The 17,114-nt window shown below is 64.1% G+C and carries 15 protein-coding genes; 13 read left to right on the top strand and 2 right to left on the bottom strand.

Annotated features, from left to right (window positions below):
• Window positions 1–106: 106 nt before the first annotated feature.
• From urtB to ACVMB1_RS07280, 9 genes are all read left to right on the top strand, one after another.
• A complete protein-coding gene (gene urtB, locus ACVMB1_RS07240) occupies window positions 107–976 on the top strand; it encodes an urea ABC transporter permease subunit UrtB (RefSeq protein ID WP_057015920.1) in 870 nt (289 codons plus the stop codon).
• Between the two features lie 16 nt (window positions 977–992).
• On the top strand, window positions 993–2,132 hold the full coding sequence (gene urtC, locus ACVMB1_RS07245; protein WP_229189288.1) for an urea ABC transporter permease subunit UrtC: 1,140 nt from the start codon (window positions 993–995) through the stop codon (window positions 2,130–2,132).
• A complete protein-coding gene (gene urtD / locus ACVMB1_RS07250) occupies window positions 2,129–2,881 on the top strand; it encodes an urea ABC transporter ATP-binding protein UrtD (protein ID WP_057015922.1) in 753 nt (250 codons plus the stop codon). The genes urtC and urtD overlap by 4 nt, the downstream gene beginning before the upstream one ends.
• The gene (gene urtE / locus ACVMB1_RS07255; RefSeq protein WP_050386944.1) at window positions 2,874–3,566 is read left to right on the top strand and encodes an urea ABC transporter ATP-binding subunit UrtE; all 693 of its coding nucleotides are present in this window, start codon (window positions 2,874–2,876) and stop codon (window positions 3,564–3,566) included. Before urtD ends, urtE begins: the two co-directional genes overlap by 8 nt.
• Before the next feature lie 33 nt (window positions 3,567–3,599).
• On the top strand, window positions 3,600–4,637 hold the full coding sequence (locus tag ACVMB1_RS07260) for an aliphatic amidase (protein ID WP_456814225.1): 1,038 nt from the start codon (window positions 3,600–3,602) through the stop codon (window positions 4,635–4,637).
• A 94-nt stretch (window positions 4,638–4,731) separates the two neighbouring features.
• Window positions 4,732–6,066, top strand: a complete 1,335-nt coding sequence (locus ACVMB1_RS07265; RefSeq protein WP_225647403.1) for a purine-cytosine permease family protein — start codon at window positions 4,732–4,734, stop codon at window positions 6,064–6,066.
• Window positions 6,067–6,100: 34 nt separating this feature from the next.
• On the top strand, window positions 6,101–7,120 hold the full coding sequence (locus ACVMB1_RS07270) for an alpha/beta fold hydrolase (RefSeq protein ID WP_057015925.1): 1,020 nt from the start codon (window positions 6,101–6,103) through the stop codon (window positions 7,118–7,120).
• Window positions 7,121–7,154: 34 nt separating this feature from the next.
• Window positions 7,155–7,982 carry an AAA family ATPase gene (locus ACVMB1_RS07275; RefSeq protein ID WP_456814226.1) on the top strand — a complete coding sequence of 276 codons (828 nt, stop codon included), beginning with the start codon at window positions 7,155–7,157 and terminating at the stop codon, window positions 7,980–7,982.
• Window positions 7,983–7,996: 14 nt separating this feature from the next.
• The gene (locus tag ACVMB1_RS07280; protein ID WP_456848352.1) at window positions 7,997–10,285 is read left to right on the top strand and encodes a VWA domain-containing protein; all 2,289 of its coding nucleotides are present in this window, start codon (window positions 7,997–7,999) and stop codon (window positions 10,283–10,285) included.
• A gap of 10 nt (window positions 10,286–10,295) precedes the next feature.
• Here the strand turns inward: ACVMB1_RS07280 and ACVMB1_RS07285 are convergent, their stop codons facing one another.
• Window positions 10,296–10,883 (bottom strand): ANTAR domain-containing response regulator, encoded by a 588-nt coding sequence (locus ACVMB1_RS07285; RefSeq protein WP_057015927.1) that lies wholly within the window; start codon window positions 10,881–10,883, stop codon window positions 10,296–10,298.
• Entirely contained in the window at window positions 10,880–12,043 is a 1,164-nt protein-coding gene (locus ACVMB1_RS07290; protein WP_057015928.1) for a transporter substrate-binding domain-containing protein, read from the bottom strand. The genes ACVMB1_RS07285 and ACVMB1_RS07290 overlap by 4 nt, the downstream gene beginning before the upstream one ends.
• Before the next feature lie 423 nt (window positions 12,044–12,466).
• On the opposite strand from ACVMB1_RS07290, the gene ACVMB1_RS07295 reads away from it, so the two are divergent.
• The 4 genes from ACVMB1_RS07295 (at window position 12,467) to ACVMB1_RS07310 (ending at window position 17,114) form a co-directional block, all read left to right on the top strand.
• Window positions 12,467–13,867 (top strand): amidase, encoded by a 1,401-nt coding sequence (locus ACVMB1_RS07295; protein WP_456815927.1) that lies wholly within the window; start codon window positions 12,467–12,469, stop codon window positions 13,865–13,867.
• A 17-nt stretch (window positions 13,868–13,884) separates the two neighbouring features.
• Window positions 13,885–14,880 (top strand): acetamidase/formamidase family protein, encoded by a 996-nt coding sequence (locus ACVMB1_RS07300; RefSeq protein ID WP_456815928.1) that lies wholly within the window; start codon window positions 13,885–13,887, stop codon window positions 14,878–14,880.
• 59 nt (window positions 14,881–14,939) lie between these two features.
• Window positions 14,940–16,154, top strand: a complete 1,215-nt coding sequence (locus ACVMB1_RS07305) for an urea ABC transporter substrate-binding protein (protein WP_253624086.1) — start codon at window positions 14,940–14,942, stop codon at window positions 16,152–16,154.
• 93 nt (window positions 16,155–16,247) lie between these two features.
• Window positions 16,248–17,114 carry an ABC transporter permease subunit gene (locus ACVMB1_RS07310; RefSeq protein WP_016845722.1) on the top strand — a complete coding sequence of 289 codons (867 nt, stop codon included), beginning with the start codon at window positions 16,248–16,250 and terminating at the stop codon, window positions 17,112–17,114.

Raw genomic sequence — 17,114 nt, forward strand, 5'->3', positions numbered from 1 at the left:
CGGCGTGCGGCGCCGGCGGCCAGCGTCCCGAAACGAATGCTGCCTCTCGCACGAACGGGGGCGAGGGGCAGGGCGCACAACGCGAACATCGAAAGCGGATCCCGACGTGGACCAATTCATCGAACAAATCGTCACCGGCCTCAGCATCGGATCGATCCTGCTGCTGGTCGCGCTGGGCCTGTCGATCATCTACGGCTCGATGGGCATCATCAATCTCGCCCATGGCGAGTTCGTGATGCTGGGCGCTTACGCGGCCTGGGTGTTCCATACCTATCTCGGGCTCGGCCTGCTCGCGAGCCTGGTGCCGATCTTCTTCGTGGTCGCCGCGTTCGGCTGGGTCATTGAGCGTTACGTCCTGAGCCTGCTCAACAACCGGCCGCTGGACACGATCCTTGCGACCTGGGGCGTCGGCATCATGCTGCAGCAGGCGGTGCGGCTGATGGTCGGCAGCGAACTGCGCTACGTGCAGCTGCCGCCGGCGCTGTCCGACAGCATGGACGTGTTCGGCATCTCGGTATCGTCCTATCGGGTGTTCCTGTTCGTGGTGTCGATCGCACTGTTCGTGGCGACCTGGTTGCTGATGAACCGCACCACGGTCGGAATGAAGCTACGCGCGATCATCCAGGACCGTTCCGTCGCTGCCTCGTTCGGAATCAACGCCAAACGGGTCTATGCGCTGACCTTCGCCTACGGTGCGGGCCTTGCGGGACTGGCTGGCGCGCTGGTGTCGCCGCTGAAGAGCGTGTCGCCCGATATGGGCACCGGCTATGTGGTCGATGCCTTCATGGTGGTGGTGCTCGGCGGCGTGCAGAGCCTCGCCGGCACCGTGGCGAGCGCCTTCATCCTCGGCGAGCTCTCCGGCGGCATTGCCTTCCTGCAGAACGACACGGTGGCCAAGGCAATCGTGCTGCTCGCCATCGTCGTGCTCATCCGGTTCCGCCCCGAGGGGCTTTTCACCGCACGCGTGCGGGCCTGAGACAGATCGCTCATCTATGCCGTCGCATGTTCCTAACTCCAGCGGATTGCAGCGCCTGATCGCGCAGCTTGCACCGTTGCTCATTGTCTCTGCCGTGGTGTTCGCGCTGCCGGTGCTGCTCAACAACGACTTCCTGCTCAACAAGGTCGCGCGTTATCTGGTGCTGGGCATCCTTACTGTGTCGCTCGGGCTGTCCTGGGGATTCGGCGGCATCCTGAATCTCGGCCAGGCGATGAGCTTCGGGCTCGGCTCCTACGCAATGGCAATGGCGCTCAAGCTCAAGACCGTCCCGGTGCACACCGGAGCGAGCGGACTGCCGGACTTCATGGTCTGGAATAATGTCCCGCATTTGCCGTGGTTCTGGGAGCCGTTCCGCTCGCTGACCTTCGCGATCGCCGCCGGCCTGATCGTGCCGGCGCTGGTTGCGGCGGCGCTCGGCTGGTTCATGTTCCGGGGCCGCGTCACCGGCGTCTATGTCTCGATCATCACGCTCGCCACCATGGTGGTGATCAATCTCGTGATCATCGACCAGCAGAGCTACACCGGCGGCTTCAACGGCATCACCGATCTCGCCCAGCTCGAGATCTTCGGCGTCGCGTTCGATGCCTATGGCCGGGCTACCTATTATCTCGTGGCCAGCTGTGTCCTGCTCAGCCTGCTTGTCGCCTTTGCCTTCACGAGAACCAAGGCCGGACTGATCGTGCAGGCGATCCGCGACCATGAGAGCAGGGTGCGCTACTTCGGCTACGACGTCGCGCTCTACCAGATCTTCGTGTTCGCGCTGTCGGCGGCGATCGCGGGCCTTGCCGGCATGCTCTACACGGTGGTGATGGAGTTTGCCTCGCCGACCTTCCTCGGCGTGCAGCTCTCTCTTTCGGTGGTGGTGTGGTGCGCGGTCGGCGGCCGGCAGAGCCTGGTCGGTGCGTTCCTTGGCGCAGTGCTGGTGGCGGGCATGCAGGGCGCGCTGTCGGAGTCAGCGGCGTTCCTGGAAACCTGGACGCTGGTGATGGGCGCGCTGTTCGTGCTCGTGGTGCTGTTTTTGCCGAAGGGGCTCGCCGGCCTTGCGCAGGTCGTGCTGCGCTGGATCGTGCAGCGCCGCCATGCGGCCGCGGGCGGGGTGGCGCAAGGCGTCGGCCAGACGGAGGGCAGCACATGAGCTCCCATCTCGATCTCCGCGACGTGTCGGTCAGCTTCAACGGTTTCAAGGCGCTCAATTCACTCAACATGAGCGTGCGCAAGGGCGAGCTGCGCTGCCTGATCGGGCCGAACGGCGCGGGCAAGACCACCGCGCTGGACATCATCTGCGGCAAGGTCAAGCCGAGCGCCGGCACGGTGAGCTTCGATGGCACCGCGCTGCAGGATCTTGAGGAATACGAAATCGCCCGCGCCGGCGTCGGCCGCAAATTCCAGGTGCCGAGCGTGTTCCGCGAGCTGTCGGTCTCCGAGAACCTCGAAGTGGCGCGGGCGCGTCGCACCTCCGTGCTTGGCAATTTGCGCTGGAACATCGGCAATTCAGGACGCGAGCATGTCGAGCGTCTGGCCGAGCTGGTCGGGCTCACCGAGCAGCTCGACCGACCGGCCGCCTATCTGTCGCACGGTCAGACCCAGTGGCTGGAGATCGGCATGCTGGTCGCCCAGGACGCCGAGCTGATCCTGATGGACGAGCCTACCGCGGGCATGACGGCGCAGGAAACCCGCAAGACCGCCGAACTGTTCGCACGGCTGAAGGGCAAGCACACGCTGATCGTGGTCGAGCACGACATGGGCTTCGTCAAGGCGATCGGCGACATCATCTCCGTGATGCATATGGGCCAGATGCTGGCCGAGGGCACCGCGGCGGAAGTGGAGGCGCATCCGGAAGTGCGCCGAGCCTATCTCGGATCGGGAGGCATCAGCCATGCTTGAGCTGACCGACGTCGACGCCTTCTACGGCAACAGCCGCGCCCTGCAGGGCATCAACCTGATGGTTGGCAATGGCGAATTCCTCTCGGTGCTCGGCCGCAACGGCGTCGGCAAGACCACGCTGATGCGCAGCATCCTCGGCCTGATGGACCGGTGCACCGGACGGCTATCGCTCGACGGTGCCGACATCTCGCCGCTGCGGACCTATCAGCGCGCCAAGGCCGGTATTGCCTACGTGCCGCAGGGCCGCGGGATTTTGCCGCGCTTCACCGTGCGGGAGAACCTGACGCTCGGAACCTTCGCGGCGAAATCGGCCAACGGAATCGAGGAGTGGGTGCTCGAGCTGTTTCCGGTACTCAAGGACTTTCTCAATCGCTATGGCGGCAATCTCTCCGGCGGCCAGCAGCAGCAGCTTGCGATCGCGCGGGCGCTGCTGGCCAAGCCCAAGGTCATCCTGCTGGACGAGCCGACCGAGGGGATCCAGCCGAACATCGTCGAGCAGATCGAGGACGTGATCGTCAGTCTCAATCGCGAGCGCGGCATCACAGTCGTGCTGGTCGAACAGAATGTCGCGTTCGCGCGGCGCGCGTCTCACCGCTTCGCGCTGCTCGAAAAGGGACGCGTCGTCGCCAAGGGCGCGATCGGTGAGCTCACCGATGATCTCATCCAGCTGCACATGGCCGTGTAGCGGGAATTATCGCTCAGGAAAGGGAGTCGAGACATGTTGCATGGAGACATATCGAGCAGCAAGGACACGGTCGGCGTTGCCGTGGTGAACTACAAGATGCCGCGCCTGCACACCACGGCCGAGGTGCTGGATAACGCGCGCAACATCGCCAAGATGGTCGAGGGCATGAAACTCGGCCTTCCGGGCATGGACCTCGTGATCTTCCCGGAATACTCGACCCACGGCATCATGTACGACTCCAAGGAGATGTACGAGACGGCGTCGTCCGTGCCGGGCGAGGAGACCCGCATCTTCGCGGACGCCTGCCGCAAAGCGAAGGTCTGGGGTGTGTTCTCGCTGACCGGCGAGCGCCACGAGGAGCATCCCAACAAGGCGCCGTACAACACCCTGATCCTGATGAACGACAAGGGCGAGATCGTCCAGAAGTACCGCAAGATCATGCCGTGGGTACCGATCGAGGGCTGGTATCCCGGCGATTGCACCTACGTCTCGGACGGGCCGAAGGGGCTGAAGATCAGCCTGATCATCTGCGACGACGGCAACTATCCGGAGATCTGGCGTGACTGCGCGATGCGCGGTGCCGAGCTGATCGTGCGCTGCCAGGGCTACATGTATCCGGCCAAGGAGCAGCAGATCCAGATATCGAAGTCGATGGCCTGGGCCAACAACTGCTACGTCGCGGTCGCCAACGCCTCTGGCTTCGACGGCGTCTATTCCTACTTCGGCCATTCCGCGCTCATCGGTTTCGACGGAAGGACGCTCGGCGAGTGCGGCACGGAGGAGAACGGCATCCAGTACGCGCAGCTCTCGGTGTCGCTGATCCGCGACGCCCGCCGCAACATGCAGTCGCAGAACCATCTCTTCAAGCTGATGCACCGCGGCTATACCGGCCTGATCAACTCCGGCGACGGCGATCGGGGGCACGCGGTCTGCCCCTACACCTTCTACAAGAACTGGATCACGGACCCCGAGGGCACCCGGGAAATGGTCGAGGCCATGACCCGTCCGACCGTCGGAACCGACGAATGTCCGATCGAGGGCATTCCGAACCAGAAAGTCGCACATCGTTGAGTGACATCGATGATCGGCGCCGGCGCGATGTTTCGCGCCGGCGTGGTTCGATGCAACGGCGGACACTTCCTCGCGGAGGAAACAGGGGGACATCATGAGCGGTCAATCGAATAGCGGGCTGGTTCAGCAGACCGAAGGGCAGATCGACGACCTTCTCGGCCATGAATTCGAGCACGAGCCGGTGCCGATGAGCGCCCGGCGCAGCGCCTTCTCGGTCACGATGGTGTGGCTGGGCTTTCCGATGATCATCACCGGCGCGATGACCGGATCGCTGTTGGTGCTGGGCATGGGGTTCAAGAATGCACTGGTGGCGATGATCGTCGGCAATTTGATCATGTTCGCCTATGTGGGCGCGCTCGGCCTGATCGGCACCCGGCGCGGCATGAACTTCGCGCTGATCGCCAGCATCGTGTTCGGAAAGAAGGGCTACGTGCTGGCGTCGGGCCTGCTGTCGACCCTGCTGCTCGGCTGGTATGCGGTGCAGACCGGCATCACCGGCGCATTGATCTCCTCGACCTACGGCCTCAATTATGTGGCGATGACCATCGTCGCCGGCGTGCTCTATATCGGGATCACCTTCGTCGGCGTGAAGGGATTGCACTGGATCGGGCTGGCGTCGGTGCCGCTGTTTGTCGTGCTTGGCCTCTGGGTCGCGGCCGATGCCGCCTCGACCACGACGTCGGCGGCGATCTTCGGCTATGCCGGCAACAATGGCGTCGCCAGCATGTCGATGGGCGTCGGGCTTACCGTGGTGCTCGCGCTGTTCATCGACGCAGGCACGGTGACGGCGGACTTCAATCGCTGGGCGCCGAGCACGCGGTCCTCGCTGTTTGCCACGTTCAGCGCGTTTCCGTTCGCCAATCTGGTCGCGATGCTGGTCGGCGGCGTGATGACGGCGGCGCTCGCCGTGCCGAACGCCAACCCGTTCGGTGTCGACAACATGTTCGGCTACATGAACGGCAAGCAGCTCACCTGGCTCAGCATCCTCGCATTCATCTTCCTCTATGCCAATCTCGGCTCGGTCTGCTCGCATTGCCTGTACAACGCGGCCACCGGCTGGTCGCGCATCCTCGGGACCAATATGCGGCTGATGGCGGTGGTGCTCGGCGCGCTTGGCATCCTGGTTGCTGCCGGCAATGTCTGGGCGTTCTTCATACAGTGGCTGTCGCTGCTCGGCATCCTCGTGCCGCCGATCGGTGCGATCATTCTGGTCGATCAGTATCTGCTACGGGCCGAGGCGCGTGCGGACGTCGACTGGCGTGCGAAGCCGTTCATCGCCTGGGGCATCGGGTCGCTGTTTGCCTTTGCGGTTGAAAACCTGATGCCGGGACTGTCCACTGCGATCTCCGCCGCGGTGGTCGCAGGCATCGTGTACGGTGCGATCGCACGGGTGGAGTCTCCGACTGAAAAGGTGGCGCGTCCGGCGTAAGCGATCAGCTCGATCAAGCAAGAAGGGTACATCAATGAGCGTCGACTATCAGATCCATGATCTCGGCAATTTGACCTTGCAGCGCGGCGCGACCATTCGCGACTGCAAGCTCGCCTACAAGACCTATGGCCAGCTCAACGCAGCCAAGGACAACGTCATCGTCTATCCGACCTGGTACTCCGGCCAGCACTACGACAATGAATGGCTGATCGGACCGGGCAGGGCGCTCGACCCGGCAAAGTACTTCATCATCATCCCGAACATGCTCGGCAACGGGCTGTCGTCGTCGCCGAGCAACACGCCGGAACCGTATAATGGACCGCGTTTTCCGCAGGTGACGGCCTATGACAATGTGCGCGCCCAGCACCGGTTGGTGACCGAGAAATTCGGCATCAAGCACATCCGTCTGGTGGTCGGCTGGTCGATGGGCGCGCTGCAGACGTTCCATTGGGGCGCGCTCTATCCCGATATGATGGATCTCCTGGCGCCGTTCTGCGGCTCGGCCAAATGCTCGCGGCACAACTTCGTGTTTCTCGAAGGCGTCAAGGCGGCACTCACCGCGGATGCTGCGTGGAAGGAGGGCTGGTACACCGACAAGCCGGCCCGCGGCCTGCGCGCCGCCGCGCGTGTCTATGCCGGCTGGGGCTTTTCGCAGGCCTTCTATCGCGAGCAGCTCGACATCAAGACGCTGGGCTATTCGTCGCTGGAGGATTTCCTGGTGGCATTCTGGGAAGGCTTCTTCCTGCCGAAGGATCCCAACAACCTGCTGACCATGCTGTGGACCTGGCAGCACGGCGACATCAGCGACAACGAAATCTACAACGGCGACTTCAAGGCCGCGCTGCGGGCGATCAAGGCCAAGGCCTATGTCATGCCGGGTCAGACCGATCTCTATTTCCCGCCGGAGGATAGCGAGTTCGAGGTCGAGAACATGCCGAACGCCAAGTTCGTGCCGGTACCGTCGATCTGGGGCCACTTCGCCGGCGGGCCGGGGACCAATCCGGTCGATGTCGACTTCATCGACAGCAAGCTCAAGGAGCTGCTCGCATCGTGATATCGACCGGTTGCGAACGGCTGCCTGCGCGATCATGGGAGGCGTGAGCTTGTCCAATCCCGCTTTGCTGCTTGATCAGTACCGCATCCGGGAAGAGCCGTATTACCGGCCGCTCAAGGATGAGGTCGAACTGTTCGGTGCGGCCTATGCCAACCGCATGCCGGTGATGCTGAAAGGGCCCACCGGCTGCGGCAAGACCCGCTTCATCGAATATATGGCGTGGCGGCTCGGCCGCCCGCTGATCACGGTGGCCTGCCACGAGGACATGACGGCGGCGGATCTGGTGGGGCGCTGGCTGCTCGACGCAGAGGGCACGGTGTGGAGCGACGGGCCGCTCACCACAGCGGTGCGCCTTGGCGCGCTCTGTTACCTCGACGAGATCGTCGAGGCGCGCCAGGACACGACGGTCGTGATCCATCCCTTGACCGACGATCGTCGTGTGCTGCCGCTGGAAAAGCGCGGTGAATTGATCCACGCCCATTCCGACTTCCAGCTCGTGATTTCCTACAATCCGGGCTACCAGAGCGCGATCAAGGACCTCAAGGAATCCACCAAGCAGCGCTTCGCGGCGCTGGATTTCGGCTATCCTGATCGGCCGGCCGAAACCGAGGTGGTGTCGCGCGAAGCCGGTATCGAGCCGAACCTCGCCGATCTCCTGGTGAAGATCGCCCAGCACAGCCGCAACCTGAAAGGCCAGGGGCTCGACGAAGGTGCCTCGACCCGGATGCTGGTCAATGCCGGCCGACTGATCGGATGCGGCATCAGCCTCGAAAAGGCCTGCGAGACCACGATCGTCGTTCCCCTGACCGATGATGCGGACACCAGGAACACGTTGCGCGACGTGATCTCGGCCTGTGGGTAAGTGGAAGATTGCAGGTGGCGGTCGCGCAAATCAGTTCGCTCGATAGCTTCCGGTCCGGACGTCGGCTTGCGGCACTCTTGCGCGGCCATGACGATGTAGCTGCGGCGGTGCAGACAGCGCGTACCGCTCTGCAGCGAACTGGTTGGTTCGATCACCTGGCGGTCTGGGACGAGGCCGTGCACGCCCTGTTCGAGGCCAATCTCGGTCAAGCCGTGGTGCAGGGTTTTCTGCGTCTATCGGAGCAATGGCCGGCGCAGCGATCGGCCGATGATCTGATCGCGATCGGCCGCGCGGTCAGGGACATCGGCTGCGGTGCCGGAAGCCGTGTCGCCCATGCCTTGCTGACCGAATTGTCCAAGGTGCTGCCCCGGCTTGCGGGTGCAGGAGAACTCACCGCGGTTCTCGCCGCGCTCGACGAACTCGCAGCCACCGGGCCGGAGTCGGCGGGGCTCGCGATCGGCCGGCTGGGGCAGTTTCTGACGCATGCCGGCGGCGAGGAGTTTGCGGCGTGGGTCTCCGCTGGCTTGCGCGCCAGTGGCAGTCGCGCATCGCGCCGCCGCGCCTATTTCGCGCTCGACGATCAGCTTTCGGCGCAGCTGTTCGCAGCCGGTCGGAGCGGGGATGATTTCGCGCGGCTGGAGAAGCGCCTCGCTGCAACCACGATCGCGTTGTGGAACAGAAAGCCGCGTTTCCGCAAACTTGCCGTTGCACCGACGCCGGTGCCGCGGCGGACCTCGCTCGCCGCCGGCCTCGTCGGTCTTCCGCAGACCTTTCCCGGCTTCGAGGACGAGGCGGCCGACGCCGTCTATCTCGCGGCGGTCTCGCATGCCGGCGCGCATCTGGTGCATTCCACCGTCCGCTTTCCGGTGCGACGACTGAAGGCGCTGCAGATCGCGCTGGTCTCGCTGATCGAGGATGCCCGGGTCGAGGCGCTGGCGCTCTACCAGATGCCGGGGCTGCGCCGGCTGTGGCTGCCATTTCACAGCGCGACGCCAGCCGGCCAGGCAACCGCAGCCGGACTGATGATGCGGCTGGCGCGGGCGCTGATCGATCCCGATTATCAGGATCCGGATGCGTGGGTGACCAAGGGGCGGACGCTGTTTGCCGCTGCCGCCGGCCGCTGGACCGATCCCGCCATCAGCCGCGAGATCGGTGGTTTGCTCGGCAACGACATCGGTCAGATGCGGCTGCAGTTCAACGCCAAGAGCTACGTCGTCGAACCTGCCTATCGCGACGACAATCTGGCGCTGTGGGATTTCGGCGACCAGCGGGACAGTCCGGCCGAGACGATCGAACTTGCCGTCGATTCCGTCCGGATCGAGCGGCGCGACGATGCGGGTGGTCAGCCGGCCGACGACAACGCCAGGCCGGACGAGACGCTGCGCGCGAAGGCCAGCGCGGTAACGCTGCTGGACGGGTTTCCGGTCGCGACCTACCCGGAATGGGACTATGCGGCGCGTACCGAGCGGCCGGACTGGACCACGATTCTGGAAGCCGATGCCGCCGTTTCCGCACAGCCCTTCGATTCCTCGACGGACGCCGACGCGATGCGCTGGATCACGGAGTTGACCCGCGACGCGTCGATCGGCCGCCGGATCAGACACAAGGGCCAGCGCGACGGCGACGCGCTCGACATTGACGCGGCGATCGCCCTGACGATCGAGCGGCGCACCGGCAATATCAGCGAGCCCAGGGTTTACCAGCGCGATGCGCCGGGACCGCGCGATCTCGCCATCCTGCTGCTCTTGGACCTGTCGCAATCGACCGCCGACCGTGACCGCCGCGGCCGGACGGTCCTCGACGTCGAACGCAAGGCGGCTGCGATCATGGCGGCGGCGGTCGAGGCCGCCAATGATGCGATCGCGGTGCATGGTTTCAGCTCCGACGGCCGCGAGCGCGTGCGCTATCTGCGCATCAAAGGCTTTGCGGAGCCGATGGATGCCGTGGTTCGTTCACGTCTCGCGGGTCTTGGCAGCAGCCATTCCACGCGGCTGGGCGCGGCATTGCGCCATGCCGGGGGCTACCTCGCGGAACGACGCGCGTTCCGGAAAGTGCTGCTGGTTCTGACTGACGGCGAGCCGTCCGACGTCGACGTGCCGGACAGGCAATATCTCGTCGAGGACGCCCGCCGGGCCGCGCAGCAGCTGCGGCGGCGCGGCACCGATATCTTTGCCTTCGGCATCGGTGAGCAAAGATTTCCCCAGCTCGATCGGATTTTCGGCGAGCGCTATGCGCTCCGGGTGCCGCGCATCGAGGTGTTGCCGCAACGGGTGATGCAGCTCTACGCGGAACTGAAGAAATAGACGACCGGCTCTAGCCCGTTGCCCGGGGCAGGGAGCCCTTCGCGGTGATCTCCGCCGAAAGTTCCTCGATCGTCTTGCGCTGCTCCATGGCGGCGCGGCGGATCAGCGCAAACGCAGCCGGCTCGGCCAGCGCATGGCTGTGCATGACCTGAAGGACCGCGGCAAGCACGACGCGGCGGGATCGCAGCCGCTGCTCCAGCTTGAGCACCTGCTGCTTGAGCTCGCTGGTGCGCTCGCTTCGCTCGAAAGCCAGGACGAGCGCGGCATAGATGCCGGCCGATCGCAGTGGCTTCACCAGGAATGACGCCGGATCGAGGTCGAGCACCAGCTTCAGACGGCTTGGCGTCTCGGTGCCGAGCAGGGCGATGACCGGGCTTCGTCCAAGCGACGTCCGCTGTGCCGGCGAGGTGAGCGGCAGGAACTCGTCATCGATCAGCGTCACGTCGGGACGGCAGTCGATACTGGCACCGGGCTCCCATATGACGATCTCGATCCCGAGGCGCTCGAACTGCCGCCTGACGATCGAGGCATCGCGCTCATCCTTGATGGCGACGAGCGCCTTGCGGCCCCGCAGCGAAAATGAAGACGGTTTGCTCATTTCACAACCCGCAAATGCGGCGCATTCGGCAACGTTCCATCCCTTGCCGGGCTGGCGGCGATGTCGAGCTGCGTCAGATAGGGATCCGGTCTAACCGGCGCTTCAGCTTCCCAGAAGATGTCAAACTGTCCTTCGGCGTTCGAGACGGCCAGCCGCGGCGTCAGGACGCAGTGGTTGTTGCTGCCGTCGATCCAGACCGGACCTTGCGGCGAATTGTAGCGATGGCCGGCCGCGGCGCGCCGCACCTCGCCGATATCGGATGTGCCCGCGCGCTGCAGCGCCCGGGCCAGCAGATAGACCGCGACATAGGCGGATTGCCCGTCGACGGACGGGCTGCTGTGCTCGCCGTGGCGCGCCTTCCAGCGCGCCACGAAGGCCCGGTTCTCGGGCAGGCGAATGCTCTCGAAATAGGCCGACGATGTGATGCATCCGGCCGATGCAGGACCCGCGATCTTGAGCTCGGGCTCGCACAGGCTGCAGCTCAGCATCGGGATCTCGAGGCCAGCCGCGGCGGTCGCCGCATGAAAGGCGCGGATGAAGTCGTAACTCGAACTGCCGACCAAGGTGTTGAAGACGACCGGCGGCCGGCGCCGCACGATCTCGTCCACGATGTGCGTGACCGCGCTTTCACCAAGTTCGAGCAGGCGTTCGGCGAGAATGCGTCCTTTGGCCGCCGTCACCAGCTCGCGGGTGACGCGATTGGTTTCCCAGGTCCAGACGTAGTTGGAGCCGACACAGAAGATCTCGCGCGACAGATTATCGAGCACGTAACGCACCAGCGGCAGTACGTTGTGATTGGGTGAGGCGCCTACATAGATGACATTGTCGGAGCATTCGAACCCCTCGTAGCGCGCCGGATACCAGAGCAGGCGGTCGGTACGCTCGACGATCGGCAGCACCTGCTTGCGCGAGGCCGAGGTGTAGCAGCCGATGATATGCTCGACGCCGACGTTGCGAATGAGGTCGTCGCAGACCGTGTGGTACTCCGAAATGATTCCGCGGGGATCGCGGACATGCGCCGATATCGCGAAGTCGAATTCGTCCTGATTGTTGATTTCGTCGACTGCCATCATGGCGCTCTTCAGGATCTCGCGTCCCATGGCCTGATAGGGCCCGTGCTGCGAGCAGATGATGCCGACTGGAATGGAGGGCTTGGTCATTGAGTACTTTCGGCCGCGCAACGCATCAAGGAGATCATCTTCGCAGAGGTCGGTGCAAGAGGTCATGCCGATTTGCTGCGCATGCACCTCGCGAAATTTGTGCAGCCAGCCTCGTTGACAACGCGCTGCACACCTCCTTAGAATTTTCTCCTACAGGGCTTCCTGTCGAACCTTGCGTGCGTCGATCTGGCCGATGACGTCCCGATCGCCGCGCAGAGTGCTCCGTTCGACTCCGGACCCATGCGATAGTTCATAGCCGCGGCATTTGGGCCATTCGTCACCTTCGTTTCGGAGGGGCGGGTGGTTTTTTGCTTTTGCCGCTAAACAAATTGGCGACACGTCCGTGCCGCCAAGCCGGAGGCGCATGCGCGGTGATGGGCAGTGCCTGCGCTTGCGTCATGTCAAGTGCGGGGATGAGAAACGATGCCGACGACGGATCTTCACTATCTCGGGCTCATTGAGATCGGGCAGCAAATCCAGGCCAAAAAGCTCTCGCCGGTCGAGGTGACCAAGGCGATGCTCGGGCGGATCGAGCAGCTCGACGGCAAGCTCAAGAGCTACGCCTATGTGATGGGCGAGGCGGCGCTGGTTGAAGCGGCGGCAGCCGAGAAGGACATCGCGTCCGGCAAGATCAAGGGACCGCTCCACGGCGTGCCGATCGCCGTCAAGGATTTGTGCTGGGCCAAGGGCGCTCCGGCCGCGCATGGCATGACCATTCACCGGGACTTCCGGCCGAGCGAGGATGCCACGGTCGTCGCGAGATTGAAGGATGCCGGCGCTGTCATCCTCGGCAAGCTGCAGCAGACCGAGGGCGCCTATGCCGACCATCACCCGAAGATCGATCCGCCGAAGAATCCGTGGAATGCGGATTTGTGGTCGGGCGCATCGTCGAGCGGTTCCGGCGTCGCCACCGCCGCGGGGCTTTGCTTCGGCTCGCTTGGCACCGATACGGGCGGCTCGATCCGTTTTCCATCGGCCGCCAACGGCATCACCGGGCTGAAGCCGACCTGGGGACGCGTGAGCCGTTATGGCGCGTTCGAACTCGCGGCAACGCTCGATCACATCGGGCCGATGGCGCGCAGCGCGGCCGATTGCGGCGCGATCCTCGCCGTGATTGCCGGCCAGGATCCCAAGGACACCACCTCCGTGCCGCTGCCTGTGCCGAACTATCTCGCCGGTCTGTCCGGCGATTTGCGCGGCGTGACGATCGGGGTTGATCGGCGCTGGACCATCGAAGGCACCGACGAGGCTGCCGGCAAGGTGCTCAGCGAAGGGCTGCGCGTTGCTGCCGATCTCGGCGCGAAGATCAAGGACATCACGTTTCCTGATCCCAAGGCCGTCATCGAGGACTGGTTCCCCTTGTGCGGCATCGAAGTGGCGGTCGCGCACGAAGAGACCTATCCCGCACGCAAGGACGAATATGGTCCGGCGTTCGCCGGCCTGCTCGATCTCGGCCGGGCGCAATCCGGCATGAATTACCAGAAGATCGTGCTGCGGCGCGAAGCGTTCCGCGGCGCGGTGCGGCTGTTGTTCGAGACGGTCGATCTGATCGCCGTTCCGGCCCAGGCGTTCGCTGCGCCGACATTGGCCAAGATGGCGGCGCTGGGTGAGGATCCGTCGCTGATTACCGGGCTGCTGCGCTTCACCTGTCCGTTCGACATGACCGGCAGCCCGACCGTGACGCTTCCCGGCGGCTTCGCGCCGAACGGCGGGCCGATCGCCTTCCAGTTCGTCGGCCGCCACTTCGACGAAGCAAGCCTCGTTCGCGCGGGCGATGCCTTCCAGCGCGTCACCGACTGGCACAAGCGCCATCCCGCGATCTGAATTGAGGAGCCGACCGCATGACCGAAGATTGGTTGAAGAGTTCCATCATGGCCAAGCGCGCCCTTGCCAAGGGCGCGATCGGTACGACCCATAGCCTGACGATCGAGCAGCAGGGTGGCTTCCATTACGTCTATGGGCCCTATGCCAAGCCGACCCTGTCGATCGACCCGGGTGGGGTCGTCGTTGTCGAAACCGAAGACGCCTTCGGCGGCGTGCTCACCAGCGAAAGCGACAGTCCTACGGCGAAGCTGAAGTTCCCCTATCTGAACCCGCAATGCGGGCCGATCGCGGTCAAGGGCGCCAAGAAGGGTGATTGCCTCGCCGTCCATATCCGCGACGTCGAGACCCGCGGCGCGCAGCCGGCGGGAACGACCTGCATCATTCCGGAGTTCGGCGGCCTGGTCGGGACCGCATCCACGGCGCTGCTCAACCCGCCGCTGCCGGAACGCGTCAGGAAGCTGCATGTCGACCGCAACGGCGTGCGTTGGAACGACAAGATCACGCTGCCCTATGAACCGTTCATCGGCACGATCGGCGTCTCGCCAGAGATCGAGGCGATCTCCTCGCTGCAGCCCGATTATCACGGCGGCAACATGGACCTGCCCGACGTTGCACCGGGCGCGATCATCTATCTGCCGGTGCATGCCGAAGGCGGGCTACTCTATGTCGGCGACTGCCACGCCACACAGGGCGATGGCGAGCTCTCGGGCGTCGCGCTGGAGCAGCGCGCGACGGTGACGCTGCAGATCGATCTGATCAAGAACTGGAGCTTCGCCTGGCCGCGGCTCGAGACGCGCGACTTCATCATGACGATCGGCAGCGCGCGCCCGCTCGAGGACGCGGCGCGCATCGCCTATCGCGAGCTCGTGCGCTGGATGAGCGCCGATTACGGCTTCGACGAGATCGACGCCTACATGCTGCTCAGCCAGGCCGGCCGCATGCGGCTCGGCAACATGGTCGATCCCAAATACACGATGGGGGCGTCGATCCTGAAGAATTACCTCAAGGCGTGACTTCAAAACATCCTTCAACGACAGAGGACATCGCGATGTATTCGGGGCGTATAGTCGGAATGGCTTTGCTTGGTACAATGCTCGGGACCGCGGCAATAGGTGCCGCCCAGGCGGCGGAGCCGCCGCTGAAGGTCGGCTTGCTGGAGGACGTCTCCGGCGATCTCGCCTTCATGGGCATGCCGAAGCTGCACGGCTCGCAGCTGGCGGTCGAGGAGATCAACAAGAGCGGCGGCATTCTCGGCCGGCAGATCGAGCTGATTCATCTCGATCCCCAGGGTGACAATGCCCGCTATCAGGAGTTCGGCCGACGGCTGCTCAATCGCGACAAGGTCGACGTGCTGATCGGTGGCATCACCTCGGCATCGCGCGAGGCATTGCGCCCGATCGTCGATCGCACCACCACGCCGTACTTCTATACGAACCAGTATGAAGGCGGTGTCTGCGACGCCAGCATGATCAGCATGGGTGCGGTGCCGGAGCAGCAGTTCTCAACCCTGATCCCCTGGATGGTCCAGAAGTTCGGCAAGAAGGTCTACGTCATCGCAGCCGACTACAATTTCGGCCAGATCTCCGCGGAGTGGAACCGCAAGATCATGAAGGACCTCGGCGGCGAGGTCGTGGGCGAGGAATTCATCCCGCTCGGCGTGTCGCAGTTCGCGCAGACGATCCAGAACATCCAGAAGGCCAAGCCGGACTGGCTGCTGACGATCAATGTCGGCGCGGCGCAGGACTCGTTCTTCGAGCAGGCGGCCGCGGCCAACCTCAACCTGCCGATGGGCTCTTCGATCAAGATCATGCTCGGCTTCGAGCACAAGCGGTTCAAGCCGCCGGCGCTCAACAACATGCATGCGACCGCGAACTGGTTCGAGGAGATCGATACCCCCGAAGCCAACGACTTCAAGAAGCGCTGGCACGCAAAATTCCCCGACGAGCTTTACATCAACGACATGGGCTACAACGCCTATAACGCGCTCTACATGTACAAGGCGCTGGTCGAGAAGGCCAAGTCGACCAAGCTCGAGGACATGCGCAAGGTGATCGCAACGGGGGATGCCTGCATCGAGGCTCCCGAGGGCAAGGTCTGCATCGACCCGAAGAGCCAGCATACGTCGCACCGCATGCGCCTGATCTCGGTCGGGCCCAAGCATGAGGTGACGGTGGAGAAGGACTACGGCACCATCCAGCCTTACTGGCTTGGCGAGATCGGCTGCGACCTCACCAAGAAGAACGACAAGGATCAGTACACGCCGAGTCATCTTCCCAGCAAGTCGTGATGCGCGCAGGCACGAATCTTGCTCGTGTTTGCACCGCGGCTTTGAGGCGAGCCGGCGCCGCAATGATGCGGCGCCGCGATCAGGGAGACCGGAATGTCGGCTGAACTCTTCTCGGTATTCTATCAGTTCGCCGATGTCTTCGCGTTCCTCATCCTGTCGGCGGCGGGCCTGGCCATCGTGTTCGGCATGATGGGCGTCATCAACATGGCGCATGGCGAGTTCATCATGTGCGGCGCCTACGTCACCGTGGGGCTCGTGAATCTCGGCGTGCCGCTTCCGATCGCGCAGATCCTGGCCGCGCTGACGGCGGGGATCATCGGCATGATCGTCGAGTACCTCGTCGTGCGGCGCTTCTACAAGCGACCGCTCGACTCGCTGCTCGCGACCTGGGGCCTCAGTCTGATCGTGACGCAGTCGATGCTGCTGATCGTCGGCTCCGCGGTGCGCGGTATTGGCACGCCGGAAGGAAGCTTCGCGATCGGGGGCTACACGTTTTCGACCTACCGGCTGGTGCTGTTTGCCTGTGCGGTAGCGGTCCTTGCGGGCCTCTACATCATCTTCATGAAGACGCGCTTTGGCGTGATCGCGCGCGCCACGATGCAGAACGCGGCGATGGCCAAGGCGCTCGGCGCGCGCACCGGGCGGATCTATTCCATCAGCTTCGGCATCGGCACCGCGCTCGCGGGGCTCTGCGGCGCGCTCTACGCGCCGACCATGACGCTGATCCCGACCATGGGCGCGACCTTTGTGGTCGAGAGCTTCGTCACCGTGGTGATCGGCGGCGCCAATGTCCTGCTCGGAACCGCGCCGGCCGCGGTGTTCCTGGCGATGATCCGAATGGCATTGAATGCCAGCTACGGGCAGATCATCGGCCAGATCGGCATGCTGTTTGCTGTCATCCTGATCATACGTGTGCTGCCCGAGGGACTATCCAGCGTGCTGGTTCGTCGTGGGCGCTAG

Source organism: Bradyrhizobium sp. USDA 4504 (assembly GCF_054063995.1).

Excerpts from the sequence above, each read along its gene's own strand:
- ACVMB1_RS07270 (WP_057015925.1), top strand. The coding sequence starts at position 6,101 with ATGAGCGTCGACTATCAGATCCATGATCTCGGCAATTTGACCTTGCAG.
- ACVMB1_RS07305 (WP_253624086.1), top strand. The coding sequence starts at position 14,940 with ATGGCTTTGCTTGGTACAATGCTCGGGACCGCGGCAATAGGTGCCGCC.
- urtE (WP_050386944.1), top strand. The coding sequence starts at position 2,874 with ATGCTTGAGCTGACCGACGTCGACGCCTTCTACGGCAACAGCCGCGCC.
- urtC (WP_229189288.1), top strand. The coding sequence starts at position 993 with ATGCCGTCGCATGTTCCTAACTCCAGCGGATTGCAGCGCCTGATCGCG.
- ACVMB1_RS07300 (WP_456815928.1), top strand. The coding sequence starts at position 13,885 with ATGACCGAAGATTGGTTGAAGAGTTCCATCATGGCCAAGCGCGCCCTT.
- ACVMB1_RS07260 (WP_456814225.1), top strand. The coding sequence starts at position 3,600 with ATGTTGCATGGAGACATATCGAGCAGCAAGGACACGGTCGGCGTTGCC.
- ACVMB1_RS07285 (WP_057015927.1), bottom strand. The coding sequence starts at position 10,883 with ATGAGCAAACCGTCTTCATTTTCGCTGCGGGGCCGCAAGGCGCTCGTC.
- ACVMB1_RS07310 (WP_016845722.1), top strand. The coding sequence starts at position 16,248 with ATGTCGGCTGAACTCTTCTCGGTATTCTATCAGTTCGCCGATGTCTTC.
- ACVMB1_RS07265 (WP_225647403.1), top strand. The coding sequence starts at position 4,732 with ATGAGCGGTCAATCGAATAGCGGGCTGGTTCAGCAGACCGAAGGGCAG.
- urtD (WP_057015922.1), top strand. The coding sequence starts at position 2,129 with ATGAGCTCCCATCTCGATCTCCGCGACGTGTCGGTCAGCTTCAACGGT.
- ACVMB1_RS07295 (WP_456815927.1), top strand. The coding sequence starts at position 12,467 with ATGCCGACGACGGATCTTCACTATCTCGGGCTCATTGAGATCGGGCAG.
- ACVMB1_RS07275 (WP_456814226.1), top strand. The coding sequence starts at position 7,155 with ATGGGAGGCGTGAGCTTGTCCAATCCCGCTTTGCTGCTTGATCAGTAC.
- ACVMB1_RS07290 (WP_057015928.1), bottom strand. The coding sequence starts at position 12,043 with ATGACCAAGCCCTCCATTCCAGTCGGCATCATCTGCTCGCAGCACGGG.